This window comes from Corallococcus sp. CA053C (assembly GCF_003611675.1).
GTDB lineage: Bacteria > Myxococcota > Myxococcia > Myxococcales > Myxococcaceae > Corallococcus.
Genome location: NZ_RAWA01000207.1, coordinates 1 through 16,663 on the forward strand (window position 1 = coordinate 1; position 16,663 = coordinate 16,663).

Here is a 16,663-nt window from a genome sequence, read left to right on the forward strand (position 1 = left end):
GGCCCGTCGCGCAGCCGCCGTTGGTGGGGGCGGGCGTGGAGCAGGCGATGTTGTGGCGGTTGTACGCCGCGTAGATGGCCGTCATGTGCGGGGTGCCGTCCGCCAGGTTGCCGTTGTCGTCGTCCGCGGCCAGCCACTGCATGTAGCCGTTGGTGGCGCCGCAGCCGTCGGACGTGCCGGCGGTGCAGTTGCAGGCGTGCCACGTGCCCACGTTGCCGGAGCCCTGGTAGAACAGCTTGTTGCCCAGGAGGAAGGCGTCGTTGGAGTTGTAGTTGAAGGGCGCCGCGGTGAGGTCGCGCGTCACCAGGTCCCACGCGGCCTGACGCACGGGGGACGCCGCGCAGTGCACCTGCTTGCTGCACGGGCCGCTGCCGGAGCTGCACATGGGGCAGGTGAAGTTCTGCGGCGTGGCCGGGATGTTGGGCACGCTCGCCGCCCAGTCCGCGTCACGCACGCCGGAGCAGCGCGTGTTGCACCACGACTGGCCGGCCACCTGGGCCTCCTGCTGGTTGTAGCCCGTGCCGTCCGGCGTGAGGCCGCAGCCGGTGTTCGTCGTCTGGAAGAAGCCGTAGCCCACGCAGGACGTCTGCAGGCGCAGGATGGCCGCGATGTCCGCGTAGCCCTCGCTGGAGTTGGACAGCGAGCCGTTGGCGTCGAAGTTGTCCATGCCATGGCCCCACTCGTGGTCGAACACGGCGCCAATCTCACCGGTGTTCCGACACCCGCCGCCGCTCTTGTAGAAGTTCACCGTGCTGCCGTTCCAGAAGGCGTTGCAGGTGCTGGAGAGGTTGACGTTGGAGGTCAGCTGTCCGCCCAGCCAGGTGTTGGTGGGCAGCCAGCCGCGAGCGACCTCCTTGATCTTGTTCAGCTCGTAGAAGCTGGAGCGCGCCGCCGGGGTGTTGCCCGCGGAGGTGCCCGCGGGCACCGTGCAGTCGTGGTCGTTGTTCACGCCCGCCAGGTCGATGCTGCCCGTGGAGGAGCTGACGCTGATGGCGCCGCAGCTGTCGGCGATCTTCACGTACTTGCCGGCGAGCGTCGTGGTGACGGAGCCCGCGCTGTAGTTGTAGATGCCCGCGCCGTCGGTGAAGTTGTTGGGCGCCGCGAAGTTGGTGTTCGCCCACGGCATGGGGGAGTTGGGCTGCATCGTGCCGCACGTCGTATTCGCCGCGCAGGTGCCGATGTTGGTGGACGGGTACACGCCGCCCTTCAGCTGCGCGTCGAAGTAGTGGTTGTCGTCCTCCACGGCGAGCACTTCGCCGGAGTTCGCGTCCACCGTCACCTTCCAGCGCTCGTTCTCACCGGGGTTGGAGAAGCCGTAGCTCCACACCAGCGCGTGGCCATAGCCCTGGCCGAACGCCGCGCCCTCGCGCGCGAACGGGGCGACCTCCAGCATGGGCTGCTGCCACAGGCTGGTGGGCGACAGCGTCTGGCCCAGGAACGTGCTGCCCGCGGTCAGCGCCTGCGACGCCGCCAGCGTGGGCTTCACGTCGATGGCCACGTTGGACCACGCCTCCGCGCCCAGCAGGATGAGGTTGCCGTGGCTGATGGTCGCCGCCAGCCGGCCGTGGCGCACCGGCACGCCCCGCACCACCTGCGGGATGTGCACCTGCCACAGGGTCTCCGTCACCGCCGTCACGCGCGGCGCGCCCAACTGCATCAGGTCCACGCCGAGCGCGTCCTGGTTGTCCGCGATGAACTTGAAGACGAGCTCACCGACCACCGATTCGTCCACGCTGCCCACCGAACGGCCCAGTCCCTGGCGCACGTCGTTGAGCGTGATGCCGTTGCGGAAGCCGTCACCGGGGATCAGCGGGAAGCTGCCCTGGATGCCGGTGGGCGAGCCCGTCAGCGGATCCAGGTACACCTGCACCGCGCCGCCGTTGCGCGTGAGGAAGTTGTTCCACCGGTCCGCGCCCACGCGCGGCATCAGCGTGCGCGCCTTCTCCAACGGCACGTTCTGGATGGGCAGGTACAGCTCTGGCTTGAAGAACGCTTTCTGTGCCACAGCGCCCGGCTGCGCGGGCTTGGGGGGTTGGAGCGCGAACGTCGTGGATGAGACCAGGAGGGCAAGACAACAGATTGCGGACCGCAGGGGGCGCATGCACGTCTCCTCGGATGAATCCGTCGAACGGGACCGACGGGCTCCGGGGCGGAGCGCTGTCTGCTTTAGTTCATGGGCCTTTTAAAAATGAATTGCGGCTATTCCTGATTAAGGTCGAAATTGGGAAAATTTCGTGATTCCAGGGGGTTGAAATGTTCACTCGCCGGATGTTCACTCCCGGAGTTTTCCTATCCGCTCGGAGTATTCCACCAGAAGTCGCTCAGGGTTGGGGCCAGAGGCGGACGCGGTCGTCCTGGAGGAGCTTGCCATTGACGGCGTCGGTGCTGCCGCTGGCCATGAAGCGCCGAGGCAGGTTGCGCGTGGCGAGGACGGCGGCCTCAATCCACAGGACCAGCAGCAACCCCCCGAAAACCATCGGCAGGCCCCGGGCGACGGCCGCGTGGCGCCGCGCCAGCACCGACAGCGGCAGCACCAGCAGGGGCAGGAGGGCGGGGAACACCACGAGCATTCCGCGCGCGTAGCCGAAGAACGCGAGGGTGACGAGCAGCCGGTGCAGCACCACCAGCGCGAGCAGCTGGAAGGGCGCGAACGCGGTCCTCAGGGACAGCAGCATCCCGGCGAGGAGCAGCGCGGCGAGCGGCCACTTGAGGAAGCCCGCATCCGGGACGAACACGTCCACCGGAGCCCGTTCGCCCACGAGCCCACCGGGCACGTTCGACACGCCGAAGCCGAGGCGCAGGCCGTCCAGCCACAGGTCCAGCTTGCGCGACAAGAGCCGGGCCGCGTCGCCGGGCGCTTCCGCCATCCACCGCAGTCCCTCCGCGTAGCCGTGCAGCAGCAGGCGCCGGTGCTCGGGGCGGGAGGGCTCCAGCTGCCCGTTGTTCCCGCCCTGGTTGATGAGCGCGGGGGTGAAGCCGCCCGTGGCGCCCGCGTGGTTCGCCATCGCGAAGTTGAGCGGCCCGTACACGGTGACGGGCACCCACTCCGGCAGCGGCTCCAGGAGCGGGGCGCGCGCGTTCAATTCCCGCATCGTGCCCAGGTTGCGCAGCGCCCCCGGCACCAGGATGAGCAGCGACACGCCCACCGCCACCGCCCACCGCAGCGCCCAGGGCCCCACTTCAGGCTTCGTTGCGGGCTTCGTTGCGGGCTTCGAGGAGTCGACGCGCGCGCGGGCCCTCCACGCGTAGAAGAGGAGGAAGGGCCACAGCCCCAGGTGCTCGGCGCGGGTGAGCGTGCCCAGGCCCATCACCACTCCCAGTCCCACGGCGGCGGGCCACGACAGGGTGTTGCCCCGGAGCACCAGCGCGCAGGTGAAACACAGCCACAGCGCTGACAGTGTTTCATTGCTGTACGTGGTGGACAGCACCAGCCACCCGAAGCTCGCGGCGTACAGGCCCGCGGCGACGAAGCTCCACGTCCAGCCCAGCAGCTTGCGCCACCACAAATGACACAGGGCCACCGTGGCGGAGCCCAGGCCGGCGAGCACCCACTTGTACGGCAGCGCGCTGCCCCGGGGTTCGCCCAGCACGCGGTACAGCGCGCCGAGCAGCGCGGGGAACAGGGGCGGGTGGTAGGGCAGGGTGGCCGCGCCCTCCTGGCCGCGCGCGAGCTCCAGGGCGGCGGTGTGGAAGAAGCGCGCGTCGCCCGCGAAGAAGATGGAGAAGGGCCAGTCCCGGTCCGGAGCGCCCGCCAGGTACAGCCCGCGCAGGAGCAGGCTCGCGGCGAAGGTGGCGGCCAGGCTCCAGGCCACCGGATGTCGCCGGACGGCTTCGGGCAGGGGGAACGGGCCCACGGGCGCCTCCGCGAGGGGAAAGGCGACGCACTCTACATTGGCCCGCGCGCGGAGGGCGGGGGCTGGAGTAGAGACGGGGTGCGTCAAACCGGGAGGACGACATGAGCCGAGTGCTGGACGAGCTGTTGGGGCTCCTCAAGCTGGAACCCATCGAGGAGAACCTGTTCCGTGGCGCCAGCCAGGACCTGGGGTTCCGCCAGCTCTTCGGAGGGCAGGTGCTGGGCCAGTCGGTGTCGGCCGCCAGCCAGACGGTGGAGCCCGCCCGCACGGTGCACTCGCTGCACGGCTACTTCCTGCGCCCCGGGGACGCGGGGCTGCCCGTCGTCTACACCGTGGACCGGGTGCGCGACGGCGGCAGCTTCACCACCCGTCGCGTCGTCGCCATCCAGAAGGGCCAGCCCATCTTCACGCTGATGGCGTCCTTCCAGGCGGATGAGCCCGGCTTCACGCACCAGGCCACCATGCCGGACGTGCCGCCCCCGGAGTCCCTGCCCACGGACCTGGAGCTGCTGGGCCGCCACGCGGACCGCATGTCGGAGCGCCTGCGGGAGAAGTTCCTCTCCGCCAAGCCGATTGAAATGCGCCCGGTGACGTACGTGGACCCCTTCGAGCCGAAGGCCGCGGAGCCGGTGAAGCACGTCTGGTTCCGCGCCGACGGCAGCCTGCCGGACGAGCCCCAGGTGCACCGCTACGTGCTCGCGTACGCCAGCGACTTCAACCTGCTGGGCACCGCGCTCCAGCCGCACGCGGTGACGTTCCTGCGCCCCGGCTTCCAGATGGCCAGCCTGGACCACGCGCTGTGGTTCCACGGCGACCTGAAGGTCAACGACTGGCTGCTCTACTCCATGGAGAGCCCCTGGACGGGCAACGCGCGGGGGCTCGCGCGCGGGCACGTCTTCACCCGCGACGGGCGGCTCGTGGCCTCCGTGGCGCAGGAGGGCCTCTTGCGCCAGCGCCCGGACGCGCGCTGACGCGGCGTCCGTCAGAACCGGAGGCCGCGCTCCGGCACGGAGTCGAAGTCGATGCCGCCTCCGCCGCCGCCGCCATCCGTCGTGGGGTCGATGAGCAGGCCCACCGTCACCACCGACGCGAGCACCACGAGGCCGATGCCGCCCGTCAAGAGCAGCGTCTTGCCCAGGCTGAACTTGCGCAGCGTGCCGTGGTCCACCTCCGCCATCTGCACGGAGAGGGGCTCGCTGTCCGGCTTGATGGGCACGCCCACGAAGCGGGTGGTGTCCACGCTCAGGGCGATGAAGCGCTGCGCCTCCGTCCTGAAGCGCGCGTCCTCCGGCTCCTTCGGGGGGCCCACCAGCGCCAGCGGCGTGTCCGCGGTGAACTTGTGCGGGTCGCCGTCCACGTCGCGCACCGTGCGGCTGCGATCATTGGGACGGTTGAGCATCACGTCCCCCAGCTCCTTCAGCAGCGCCGCGTTGTCGTCCTTGAAGCCGTCCAGTCGCATCAGCTCCGACTTGGGAATGGCATACGTCGTCGAACAGGCCGACAGCAGGGTTGCGGCGGTCAACAGGGCGCATGCGCGCATGGATGCGACTCCTCCGGGGTGGGCCGGAAAGTCTATCCCGCCGCGTGCCCCGGCGCCTACCGGGGCACGCGGCCGGTGTCTCACTTGAGCTGGTAGTTCGCGTCCAGCACGTCCGCCTTGGTGCGGCCCATCACCCAGCCGTCGTGGTAGACGACGCCCACCGGCGCCACGGTGTCGTTCCGGTACAGGCCGATCTTCAGGTAGTTGAGCATCCCGGAGTACTGCGTCGCGATGTAGCGCTTGGGCAGCACCAGGTTGCCGTCGTAGTACAGCTCCACGAAGCCCACGGAGGAGTTGGACGACCACTTCACGTGGAAGATGAAGTCGTGCCACGCGTTGCGCACCAGCGGCGTCTTCCAGACGATGACGCCCGGGTCCCCGCCGATGTTGAGCCGCATCTCCTCGCCGTAGACGTAGAACTCCACCGGCGGTGAGCCGCAGCAGCCGTCGTGGTGCCACTGGGTGAAGAGCTGCCAGGTGTTGACGCTGGGGAAGTCCGACGCGAAGCGCGTGCTCCAGCGGTACCAGTACTCGGAGCCCGCGGCCTCCTTGGTCTGCTTGAAGATCTCATTGCGGTTGCCGCTGGAGTTGATGGGATCATCGCCCTGCTTCACCGTGGCCTTGAGGGCGTAGCCGCCCTCGCGCACCGGCGAGGGGATCACCTGCAGCCGGTCCGAGCTGACCATCTGCGTGCCGTCCCACTGGGCGCGGTCCCCCGACTCGAAGTCGCCGCGCCACACGATGCCGCCGGGCGTGGGGGCCGGGTTCACCGTGCCGGCGCACGGACGCGCCTCCGCGATGCTGGCCCAGTCGTTGAGGTTGTTGCCCTGCACGGAGATGCGCACCCGGCGCGTGTTCACCGGGGTGAAGGAGTACGTCTCCGCCGCCGTCGTCGTGCCCAGGCTCTTGCCGCTGTACACCTGCGTGTAGCTCATGCCGTCCGGCGACACCGACACCGTGAAGGTGTTGATGCGCGTGTTGCCCTGGTGCCACGCCACGGACACCCCGCCCAGGCCCTTCGTCGCGCCCAGGTCGTAGTCGATCCACTGGCCCTTCCCCAGGCTGCTCCAGCGTGTGTCCAGCTTGTCATCCATGCTGTTGGCCGCGACGCTGCCGGCGCCGTCGTCACCGCTGGCTTTCACGCTGCTGGGGGTGAGCTGGGTGCAGCCGCTGGTGGCGAGGTCTTCGTCCGACGCGGACAGCGTAGGCAGACGGTCCTCCGGAAGGGAGTCTTCCGGTGCGCCGCAGCCGACGGCGCCCAGGACAAACAACGTTTCAACCAGGAGAAGGGTTTTCTTCAAGGGGTGGCCCAGGGGGAAAGGACAGGCAGTGAAAACGCCGTGCTCCCAGACAGGAAGACAGGAGCACGACCGGGGATGTCTGGCTTTGCGGCGGGCAGTCGCCTTCCGCGCTCCGGGACCTGTGCGACAGGGCCCTGGCGTCAGAGGGAGACCAGCGGTGTTTCGAGTGTTTTTGACTCCGTCCGGCAGCAGGGGATTCGCTGCCGTGCTCCAAGGTGACAATTGGAATATCGAAGTTCTATTTCGAACACAAGCGAAGCTGAGCACGCCTGCCTGCCGTGCAGGTACGAAGTGAAAGACAGACATCTATTCCAGACGGCCCGGGTGGAATCCTTCAGTCTCCCGCGAGCACCGATACGGTGTGTCGCGTGGGAGGCGCACCGCTGGAGCACGGGTGCGTCCCGCTGGAACGCGCTGTGGTGCGGTGTGGGGGCGGACGCGCCCCAGCCGGGCAGGGCATTTGGGACCCCTGGCCCCTGGAGATGTGTCTCAGCGACACCGGTGTGTCGCCGACTTGCGCTGACGGGAGAATGAGGCACAACCGCGCGCTAGAATGCCCGTGGACTCCCAGGATGCCCGCCGCGCCGCGGCCGTGAGGCCGGTAGAGTGACGCACTCCATGACGCGCCCCGTGTCCGCGCAGATTCCCCGGAGCGAGCGCAAACCGCTGTACGTGAAGGTCGTCACCCAGCCGGCGCTGCATGGCTGCTGGTCCGTGAACATCAGCGAGACGGGCATCGGGCTCATCGCCACGCCGCGCCGCCCCTCGGAGGGGCCGCACGAGAACGAGCCGGTGGAGATGTCGTTCTCGCTGCCGGACACCGGCGCCCACGTGCGGGTGCACGGCGTGGTGCGCTGGCGCCACGACACCGGCGGTGGCGTGGGCACCGTCACCGCGCTGGGGGTGAGCTTCGGCGCCTTCGAGGCGGCGGACGGCGTGAAGCTGGCACGCTACCTGTCCACGTCGCACCTCCAGGTGGTGGCCGCCTACGCCAGCGAGGACGAATCCCGCGCGGTGCGTCAGGCCCTGGACGGCGTGGCCACGCCGCACTTCGCCGCCAACGCCGAGGACGCGCACGCGCTGCTGTCGCGCGGGGACATGGCCGCGCTCCTGGTGTGTGGCCAGGACGAGGCCCAGGCCCTGGCCCTGGTGGAGTCCCTGGGCGCCGAGCGCGCGGAGGTGGACCCCTCGGGCGCGGGGCCCCCGAGCGACCTGGCCTCGCGCATCGTCTACTGCGCGCCGGCCGCGCCGGAGCGGCTGGTGGCGCTCTTCAACAGCGGGCGCATCTACCGGGCGCTGGGGGCGTTCCCGGAGGCGGAGGCCCTGCGCGAGTCGGTGCTCCAGGCGGGGCGCGAGCATGGCTTCCGCACCGAGCAGTGGCGGATGGCGCTGGAACTGGAGCGCAACCTGCTGCGCGAGCGCGCGCTGGCGCAGGCGCCGGTGGGAGCCCCGGGCCGCAACGCGGAGGACGTGGGCTTTCGCAGCCCCGCCATGCAGCGGGTGATGGAGATGGTGCGCCTCGTGGCGCCCCACCGCGTGGCGGTGCTGCTGCAGGGCGAGACGGGCACCGGCAAGGAGGTGCTGGCGCGCATCCTCCACCGGCTCAGCGGCCGCGGCGACCTGCCGCTCGTCATCCAGGACTGCGGCGCGCTCACGGAGACGCTGCTGGAGTCGGAGCTGTTCGGCCACGTGAAGGGCGCCTTCACCGGCGCGGTGTCGGACCACCCGGGCCTCTTCGTGCTCGCCAACGGCGGCACCATCTTCCTGGATGAGATCGAGAACACGACGCCCAACCTCCAGGCGAAGCTCTTGCGCGTGCTGGAGACGGGCGACGTGCGCCCGGTGGGCGGCACCCTGGTGCGCCACGTGGACGTGCGCGTCGTGGCCGCGAGCAACCGGGACCTGGGCGAGGAGGTGCGCGGTGGCCGCTTCCGCGCGGACCTCTTCTACCGCCTCAACAGCTTCACCATCGACATCCCGCCCCTGCGCGACCGCCCGGAGGACATCCCGGAGCTGTCGCGGGCCTTCGTGGAGCAGTTCAACCGCAGCCTCAAGCGCTCCGCCACCGGCGTGGCCCCGGACGCGGACGAGGTGCTGCACGGCTACGCGTGGCCCGGCAACGTGCGCGAATTGCGCAACGTGGTGGAGCGCGCCGTGCTGCTGTCCAGGCCCGGGGAGATGCTCACCCGGCGCCTGTTGCCGCCCGCGCTCATCAACAGCGCCGTGCCCCGCGCGGACCCCACGGGGGACGGCTCCCTGCGCGCCCGGCTCCACCAGGTGGAGCGCGAGCTCATCCGCGAGGCCCTGGAGCGCCACGGCGGCGTGCTGCGCCGGGCGGCCGTGGCGCTGGGCATGGACCCGGTGACGCTGGGCCGCAGGGCCCGGCGCCACGGGCTGTGGAAGCCGGACTGACGCGCCTTCGTCAGTGCGCCTGCATCCACTGCAGGATGGGCCGCCACACCCACGCCTTCGCATCCCGGGCGAGGAACAGGTCGGCGTGTCCGAAGTCCAGCGCGCGCTCGGACTCCGGCCGGGTGCGCACGATGTTGACGGTGACGTCCGTGCTGCCCAGCAGGCGCACCGAGTACTCGCCGTAGCGCCCCGCGCCGCCCGCCGCGCCCATGTACAGCACCGGCACCTTCACGTCCTTCAGGTGGTCGTCATAGGGCACGTTCAGGCCGCACAGCTGGGCCTCCGTCTCCACCACCTCGTTGAGGCTCTGGTACGGCACGGCGAGCTGGAGGTAGTCGAAGAGGGTGGCCTCCGGCGTGAAGGCCGACCGGTAGGGCAGGCCCGACGCATCCGGGATGCTGGCCGCCAGGTGGTAGCCCGGCGTAATCGGCTGGAGCGGCGCCAGGAGGGCCGCGGTGGCGCCCGCCGCGATGACGGCGAACTGCCGGTTGGTGGGCTGGGCCGCGAAGGTCATCTTCGCGAGCGGGGAGGTCGCGTCGGGCGCCGTCTCCGCGAGCTGCCCGATGAGCTTCACCGGCGTCCCCGGCGCGGGCCCCAGCAGGCCGCCCTCGGTGCGCCCCGCGTCGCGCGCCTTCTTCAGCACCGTGTAGCGCTCACACGCCCAGCGCCGCTGCTGCTCCGCTTCCGGCGCGAAGCGCAGCACCATGTCCACGGGGATGAACCCGTCCACCTGACGCTGGGCGTAGGGACGCTGGGACTCCGCGTTCATGTACGCGTAGCTGATGGTCGCTCCCCGGCTCCAGCCGAGCAGGAACATCCTGTCGCGGCTGCTGCTGCCGGACAGCTTGCGCACGGCCTGCGCCAGCTTCAGGCCCGCGCCCACGTCCTGCGCGTGCGTGGCCAGGGTCCAGTCCGCCATGAACGCGAAGTCCTTCTCCGCCTCAGGCACCCCCACCCACCTCAGGTCCAGGCCCCACACGTCCACGTCGTTGCTGGCCAGGTACGCCGCCAGGGACTGGTCCGACGGCATCGTCGCCATGCACGTGTTGGAGAGGAACGCCGGCACGAAGCCCCAGAGGTCCCCGTGCACCATGAACACCGCCCGCGTGCTGCGCGCCGGGCCCCAGGGGAACGCCTCGCGCACCACCCGGTGCACGGTGACGATGTCGTACGTGCCCCGTCCGACGCGCAGCTTCCAGGTGTAGTGCGCCAGTCCGTCACCCAGCGCCTCGCGCTTCGTGCTCAACCGGGGCAGCCCCGCCGCCAGCAGGGACCGCGCGAGCTCCTCCGCCTGGACCGCCTCGCTGCGCGCCCCCACCTGCGACACCACGTCCGCCGCCTCCGCACGGTTCCCCACCCACAACGCCACCAGCACCAACGACAGGCTCAACGACCGACGCATACCGACCTCGACTCGCATGAAGATTCCCCCCGCAGTGATACGTCCGGGGCTGACATTCCTGAGCTTCCGGCCCAGGCGTTCCCTGAGCACCTTCCGCGCCAGGGTTCAAACCATTGATTTCATTGATTCTGCCCCGCAGGGCAGGCTTCACCGCTGAAGGCCCCCGGCCGCGGGCCCGGCCATGCTCCGAGTGAAGACGTGCCCCACGGGGCGTGCTTCAAATCCGAGACATGCGCACCACGGATGGTGCGGGGCCTTCCCGTCAGGGGGCTTGCGCCCGACCGGCCCGCCAGGGTGACGCCGTTCATTCAATCCAACACATACATCCGAAACAGGCAAGTCCTGAATGGTAGGGGAAGACGGCGGGGTGATCGCGCTCGGGTCGCAGACGGGAGACAACAGCGGGTCTCACCCGTACACCCCGCCGCGGGAGGACCCATGCCCGAGTCCGTCTTTGTCGACAACATCTGGAACGATTTCGCGCACAGCTATGACGAGATGATCCCCGAGCTGCCGTGCTACCAGCGCCAGCTCACGAAGATCCTCCGCGACACCCGGGAGCGGCCCTACGTCATCGACGCGGGCTGTGGCACGGGGCTGGTGGGACAGCCGCTCGTGCAGCGGGGCCAGCGCGTGGTGGGCTTTGACAACAACGCGGCCATGCTCCGGCTGGCGGCGCGGCGCAGGGAGCGCGAGCCGGACGCGGTGCGCGCCCGCTGGACGCTCATGCCCGGGGACGTGACGGCCTTCCCGGTGGACGTGGCGGGGGACGCGGACGCGATGGTGATGAACAACGTCCTCTTCTACGTGCGCGACCCGGAGGCGGTGCTGCGCCAGGCGTGGGCGCACCTGAAGCCCGGCGGCGTGCTGTGCATGACGAGCAACAAGCGCCCCCGGCCGGACCTGGAGAAGGTGCTCACGAACTCCATCCAGGAGTGGCAGCAGGAGGGCCGGTGGACCGAAAAACTCCAGCGCGCGGTGAAGCACCACCGCACCTGCGCCCAGCGGCTCACCACCGACCCCAACGAGATGGTGACCTTCCTGGACACCGACGCGGCGGTGCGCCTGCTGCAGAAGGTGGGCTTCAGCGAGGCGCTGGTGGCCGACGGCGACGACTACTACGGCGAGAACTTCTACGTCTGCATGCGGAAGTAAGGAGCGCACCCCATGGTGAACCCCCGTTTCCAGCGCAACCTCGGTGTCCTGCATCCCCAGACGATGGACAAGCTGGCCGCCACGCACGTGCTCGTCGCCGGCGTGGGCGGTGCCGGCGGACAGTGCGCGGTGGACCTGGCCCGGCTGGGCTTCGGCTGTCTGACGCTCGCGGACTTCGACGTGTACGAGCGCCACAACATCAACCGGCAGATTGGCTGCTTCGAAAGCACCCTGGGCCAGCCCAAGGTGGACGTGGTGGAGCGCATGTGCCGGGACATCCACCCGGACCTGCGCGTGCACAAGGTGCATGAGGGCATCACCGACGCCAACGTGGCGGCCGTCCTCGCGGGCGGCGGGGGGCTTCCGCCGGTGGACTACGTGGTGGAGGTCATCGACATCGCGGGCGCGCGCGCCAAGGAGTCGCTCCACCAGACGTGCCGCCAGCAGGGCATCCCCATCATGACGGGGCTGATGCTGGGCTTCGGCGCCGCGCTCCACGTCTTCCAGCCGGACGCGCCCCTCTACGAGGAGCTGTTCATCCTGCCGGACGGCCGCATCGACCTGCCGAAGATCATCCCGCACCTGGGCAGCTACATGCTCCAGGAGTACATGGACGCCTGCTACCAGGGGAAGGGCCACGCCCCCACCTGCGTCATCGGGGCGACCACCGCCGCGGGGCTGATGGTGAGTGAGATCATGCGCGGCGTGATGCTGGGCGCGCGCGCGATGGTGTCCTGGCCCGAGTACCTCTACGTGGACCTCTTCGACCACCGCTACGTGCGCGGCACCATCGCGCCCGCGCGGAGCGCCGTGCCGCTGGACGAGCGCGCCCGGGGTTGAACGCCAGGACGCCAGCGCCAGGCCCCCGTGTCCCTCCCGCTCCAGCGGAAAGGGGCGCGGGGGGCCGCCCGCGTCCTTCAGGCCGGAGTGCTACAGCACCACGCCCCGGCTGCGTGCCTCGTTGACCACCTGGTTGCCGTCCACGCCCAGCCGCCGGGCGATGAAGCCCGCCGCCCCGTCCGCGTTCTTGTGCACCCGGATGAACTGGTCGTCATACGTGCGCGTGACGATGAGCATCCCGGACACGATGACGCGCTGGAGGTTGTGCTGCAGCTCGTTGCCCTCGATGACGACGTGGATTTCGGAGAACATCGACCGGGCATCCGACAGCATGTTGGACAGGTGCCGGCGCTGCTCGCTGTTGGGCACCGCCGCCTTGGCCCCGGCGCTCGACACCAGGATCATGGGCTGCTGGTGTTGCTGATAGGCATTCTGCATCTTCTGGAAGACCGCTTGGATTTCCTCCGGCGTCGGTGGAGCGTCCCAGCGCAGGAAGAAGACCTTGTCGATGACGTCTGTCTTGTAGACCGGAAGTGCCATGGCGTTCGCGACTCCTTCGTGACTGACCCGGGCCCGTCCCCCCACTTCACGTACCCAAGGGCTGCTTGCACGGGCTTGAGGGCCATCCTGCGCCTCACGGGCCGTCAAGAAACTAGCCCTGGGGGCTGACATTGCTGAGACGACACATTGCGCCGTCCCTGACGTCACCATCGACTGTGGGATCGCCTCCGGGGCCCTCTGGATGTCTGGTAATGGAAGGTTGCCTCCGTCGCCGGGGCCGCCTGCCCTGGAGGACGGATTCCGCTGTCCGTGGCATGTTTCAGCAATGACATATCATGAAAAGAGAAGGCCCCGGGAGCGCGGTGGCTCCCGGGGCCTTCGGTCATCTGAAAGGGTTCAGACGGAAGCGGGGACTACCCGCCGGAGACGGTGGTCTCGACGAGGTTGGTGTCGCCGGCGATCTGCGCCTCCGTGAAGAGGATGGGCCGCCACTGCTTCTTCGAGAAGAGCAGCGTCTGGTCCGCGTAGTGGGGCGACTTCGGGTCACCGGACTCGCTGTAGGTCAGCACCGCGTTGGCGTTGGGGCCCGCGTCGGTGAACTGCATGGCCATGACGAAGCTGCTGCCGTTGTTGATGGGGTAGCCCTCCTTGGACAGGCCGCTGGCGCTGAGGGTCGCGGGCCGCTTCTCGGAGAACTCGAAGAGGGTGGTGCGGGTGACGCCGTAGGAGACGACGTTGGTGATGCCCTCGCGCGACAGGCCGCCCTGGATGGGGATGGGCGTGCCGGCGCGGCGGGTGAACTGCACCTCGCCCAGCGGCTTGTCCAGCGCGATGCCGGCCGTGTTGAGCGTCGTCACGGCCTGCGCCAGCTTCACGAGCACCGGGTCCTCGCCGGTCGCGGGGGCGGCCACCAGCGTGTTGGGCGTGGCGACGGGCTGGGCGGGATCAAACGGCACGGAGAACAGCTGGCCGGCGTTGAGCAGGCTGGAGTTCGGGATGGCGGCCAGGAACTCGCGGAACACGATGGCGCCCTTGGCGTCCGGGTCGAAGCGGCCATTCCACGCGGTGAGCAGCGCGCACGCCTGGGTGATGTCCACGGCCTTGCCCTGGTAGGTCGCCGTCGTCTTGCCGGCGCAGCGCTCGATGATGCCCTGGCGGGTGAGCTGCTCCAGGCTGCTGCGGTTGCTGAACGCGGCCGCCTTCAGCTCCTCCAGGCTGAACTTGTGGTCCGGGCCGGAGGCGGCGGTGGCGCCCTCTTCCGTGAGGGTGAGGATGTTCATGCGCGTGCGCGGCGTCTGGGGGACCTTCTCCAGGCCGTGCAGGGGCGAGTAGCCCGTCAGGGGCGCGGCGGGGTTGGCCAGCCAGTAGCTGTCGTTCGCGTTGAAGACGAAGTCGTTGCGATCAATCTGCGGCACCTTGGCGAAGGGCACGAGGCCGGGGCTGCGCGCGCCCGGCTCCACCTGCCACTCGTTGGCGGGGTCGCTACCGTCCAGCACCACCAGGCCCAGGCCCGCGTAGATGCCGTACGCCAGGGAGGGGGCGGGCGTCGTGGCCGCCGTCAGCCAGTTCGTGTACGCGTCCTTGGTGAGGTTGGGCGTGGGGGTGGCGTCCGTGTACCAGGCCTTGCCCTCCCTGTCGGCGTACATGGTGTTCACCCAGGGCAGGCCCTGCTGGGTGGCGTAGACCTCCTTGAACTCGGTCAGGTTCTTGGCCTTGTTCATGCCGTGGAACTGATCGAGGAACTTGATGTTCTCGATGTTGGCGTCCCGGATGGTGAGCACCGTCTTCGTGTTCCAGCTCGTCGACGGGAAGCCCTGCGGCAAGGACCCCTCCGGGATGGAGATGATGGGCCCGTAGTGGCTGAAGTACATCGTCTGCGTGATGTTGGTGAGCGATCCCTCCGGCAGCTTCACCAGGACGGTGAAGGTCTTGGAGGTCATCGCGCGCTCCTCGGTGCCGTACTTGTAGGTCGTCGGCTTTCCGGGGACGAGGTCCAGCTTGTACATCGTCATGCGCTGGCCGGAGGAGAACGTGTGCGTCCACGCCACGTTCTCATTGAAGCCGATGAGCACCGCCGGCACGCCGATGAGGCCCACGCCGTAGACGTTCATCTGACCGGGCACGGTCAGCTGGCTCTCCCACAGGCGCAGCTCGCCTTCCCAGGGGAAGTGCGGGTTGGCCATCACCATGCCCTTGCCGTTCTCGGTGCGCTCGGCGCCCAGGGCCCAGCCGTTGCTGCCGAAGTCCGTCTGGCGCAGCGTCTTGAGGTTCTCCAGGCTGGGGACCGTCACGCGCAGCGGGGCCTGCTTGTCCACGCTCTGCGCGCCCACGGCGGGAGGCGTGGCCGCCGCGATGGTGAGCGCCAGCTGGTTGATGCCGCCCACCAGCGTCAGGTCAATGTCATACGCCAGCAGGTCCACCGCGGTGATGGGCTTCACCCAGTCCGCGTTGACGCACTCGCCGGGCAGCGACGCCTTGGGGGTCTCCGCGACGTACTTGTTGTAGCCGGCCGCGTAGCCGGTGAGCATGTCCTGCACTTCCTGGGACAGCTGCGGGAAGGCGGTCTGGGCGCGCTCCATCAGGCCCATGGACAGGTACGCGAGGTCCGAGCCCACGTAGGTGTTGCCCGGGCCCTGGCCCAGGTAGCGCGCGCGCTCGCTGCGCACCTTGAGGATCTGATCCGCCAGCGGGCAGATGTGGTCCTGCGCGAAGGCATAGCCCTGGCCGAAGCCGAGGTTGCCGTAGTTGTCCGCCGTGATGTGCGGGATGCCGTACGACGTCCGGCGGATCTTCGCCGTGTACTGGGGCGTGGACGGGGGGGGCGGCTCGATGATCGGATCGTCATCGCAGCCGGTGGACGCCACCAGCGCCAGCGACGTGAACAAGGTGAACGACCAACGACGGGCCCGGAGAGACCGGAGACCGCCGCGAGGGGGAGAAGTATCAGGGGTGTGCTCGTGCATGCGGGGCGGAGACTAGGAAGGTGGCGATCGCGCGGTCAATGTTTCTGGGATTTGACTTTTTCACGGATATGGAACGGCGGGATGCAACGCGTCGCGGGTTTAGGAAAGCCGGAAAGACGGTGTGTGTTACACGGGGGTGGCCATGACGACCGAGCCCTCGCCAACGCCTCCGGCCCGCCGCCCTCGCCGCCACTTCTCCATGATTCGCACCTTCGTGCTGGCGGACTTCGTCACGCTCGGCAACGGCTTCGCGGGCGCGGGGGCCATCCTCGCGTCCATGCAGGCGCTGGCGACCGCCAACCCGCGCTGGCTGTGGGTGGCGTTCACACTGATGCCGGTGGCGCTGGTGATGGACGTGGCGGACGGCCGGATCGCGCGGTGGCGCTTCCGCAAGTCGCCCCTGGGCGCGGACCTGGACTCGCTGGCGGACGTCATCTCGTTCGGCATGGCGCCCGCGGCGCTGGCGTTCGCGGTGGGGCTGCGCGGGTCGCTGGACGTGGCGGCGCTGCTCTACTTCGTCGCGTGCGGCATCAGCCGGCTGGCGCGCTTCAACGTCACCTCCGCGGAGCTGTCCGACGGCACCGGCAAGGTGAAGTACTTCGAGGGCACGCCCATCCCGACGAGCCTCCTGCTGGTGATGGTGCTGGCGGTGGCGATGTGGCAGGGCCGCATCGGGGACGCGCTGTGGGGTGGGG

11 protein-coding genes and 1 pseudogene are annotated in these 16,663 nt (G+C 69.4%); 5 read left to right on the plus strand and 7 right to left on the minus strand.

What is annotated here, in order from left to right; all coding sequences use genetic code 11:
• Positions 1-2,101: pseudogene (locus tag D7V97_RS24995) on the minus strand (endopeptidase); the annotation flags it as partial.
• Positions 2,102-2,321: 220 nt separating this feature from the next.
• Positions 2,322-3,854, minus strand: coding sequence for a glycosyltransferase family 39 protein (locus D7V97_RS25000; protein WP_120613145.1), 1,533 nt, complete (start codon positions 3,852-3,854; stop codon positions 2,322-2,324).
• A 101-nt stretch (positions 3,855-3,955) separates the two neighbouring features.
• On the opposite strand from D7V97_RS25000, the gene tesB reads away from it, so the two are divergent.
• Positions 3,956-4,825, plus strand: a complete 870-nt coding sequence (gene tesB / locus D7V97_RS25005; protein ID WP_120613146.1) for an acyl-CoA thioesterase II — start codon at positions 3,956-3,958, stop codon at positions 4,823-4,825.
• An 11-nt stretch (positions 4,826-4,836) separates the two neighbouring features.
• Here the strand turns inward: tesB and D7V97_RS25010 are convergent, their stop codons facing one another.
• Positions 4,837-5,394 (minus strand): hypothetical protein, encoded by a 558-nt coding sequence (locus D7V97_RS25010; protein WP_120613147.1) that lies wholly within the window; start codon positions 5,392-5,394, stop codon positions 4,837-4,839.
• A gap of 80 nt (positions 5,395-5,474) precedes the next feature.
• On the minus strand, positions 5,475-6,695 hold the full coding sequence (locus D7V97_RS25015) for a heparin lyase I family protein (RefSeq protein ID WP_120613148.1): 1,221 nt from the start codon (positions 6,693-6,695) through the stop codon (positions 5,475-5,477).
• 618 nt (positions 6,696-7,313) lie between these two features.
• Here D7V97_RS25015 and D7V97_RS25020 point away from each other — a divergent pair.
• Positions 7,314-9,107 carry a sigma 54-interacting transcriptional regulator gene (locus D7V97_RS25020; RefSeq protein WP_199728928.1) on the plus strand — a complete coding sequence of 598 codons (1,794 nt, stop codon included), beginning with the start codon at positions 7,314-7,316 and terminating at the stop codon, positions 9,105-9,107.
• A 10-nt stretch (positions 9,108-9,117) separates the two neighbouring features.
• Here D7V97_RS25020 and D7V97_RS25025 read toward each other — a convergent pair whose 3' ends face one another.
• A complete protein-coding gene (locus tag D7V97_RS25025; RefSeq protein WP_158623453.1) occupies positions 9,118-10,509 on the minus strand; it encodes a hypothetical protein in 1,392 nt (463 codons plus the stop codon).
• Between the two features lie 438 nt (positions 10,510-10,947).
• Here D7V97_RS25025 and D7V97_RS25035 point away from each other — a divergent pair, with 438 nt between their 5' ends.
• Both D7V97_RS25035 and D7V97_RS25040 read left to right on the plus strand, forming a co-directional pair.
• Complete coding sequence (locus D7V97_RS25035) at positions 10,948-11,664, plus strand: class I SAM-dependent methyltransferase (RefSeq protein ID WP_120613150.1); 717 nt, start codon at positions 10,948-10,950, stop codon at positions 11,662-11,664.
• Between the two features lie 12 nt (positions 11,665-11,676).
• A complete protein-coding gene (locus tag D7V97_RS25040; RefSeq protein WP_120613151.1) occupies positions 11,677-12,504 on the plus strand; it encodes a ThiF family adenylyltransferase in 828 nt (275 codons plus the stop codon).
• Between the two features lie 90 nt (positions 12,505-12,594).
• Here the strand turns inward: D7V97_RS25040 and D7V97_RS25045 are convergent, their stop codons facing one another.
• Together D7V97_RS25045 and D7V97_RS25050 are read right to left on the minus strand one after the other, a co-directional pair.
• Complete coding sequence (locus D7V97_RS25045; protein WP_120613152.1) at positions 12,595-13,044, minus strand: DofA protein; 450 nt, start codon at positions 13,042-13,044, stop codon at positions 12,595-12,597.
• 374 nt (positions 13,045-13,418) lie between these two features.
• The gene (locus D7V97_RS25050) at positions 13,419-15,890 is read right to left on the minus strand and encodes an acylase (RefSeq protein WP_233583184.1); all 2,472 of its coding nucleotides are present in this window, start codon (positions 15,888-15,890) and stop codon (positions 13,419-13,421) included.
• 220 nt (positions 15,891-16,110) lie between these two features.
• Between D7V97_RS25050 and D7V97_RS25055 the strand changes: the two genes are divergently transcribed.
• Positions 16,111-16,663, plus strand: a 553-nt coding sequence (locus D7V97_RS25055) for a CDP-alcohol phosphatidyltransferase family protein (protein ID WP_120613155.1), incomplete at its 3' end; no start/stop codon positions are given.

Bases quoted from the DNA above. Each gene is read 5' to 3' on its own strand.
- tesB (WP_120613146.1), top strand. From the start codon at position 3,956: ATGAGCCGAGTGCTGGACGAGCTGTTGGGGCTCCTCAAGCTGGAACCC.
- D7V97_RS25010 (WP_120613147.1), bottom strand. From the start codon at position 5,394: ATGCGCGCATGCGCCCTGTTGACCGCCGCAACCCTGCTGTCGGCCTGT.
- D7V97_RS25020 (WP_199728928.1), top strand. From the start codon at position 7,314: ATGACGCGCCCCGTGTCCGCGCAGATTCCCCGGAGCGAGCGCAAACCG.
- D7V97_RS25025 (WP_158623453.1), bottom strand. From the start codon at position 10,509: ATGCGTCGGTCGTTGAGCCTGTCGTTGGTGCTGGTGGCGTTGTGGGTG.
- D7V97_RS25035 (WP_120613150.1), top strand. From the start codon at position 10,948: ATGCCCGAGTCCGTCTTTGTCGACAACATCTGGAACGATTTCGCGCAC.
- D7V97_RS25040 (WP_120613151.1), top strand. From the start codon at position 11,677: ATGGTGAACCCCCGTTTCCAGCGCAACCTCGGTGTCCTGCATCCCCAG.
- D7V97_RS25045 (WP_120613152.1), bottom strand. From the start codon at position 13,044: ATGGCACTTCCGGTCTACAAGACAGACGTCATCGACAAGGTCTTCTTC.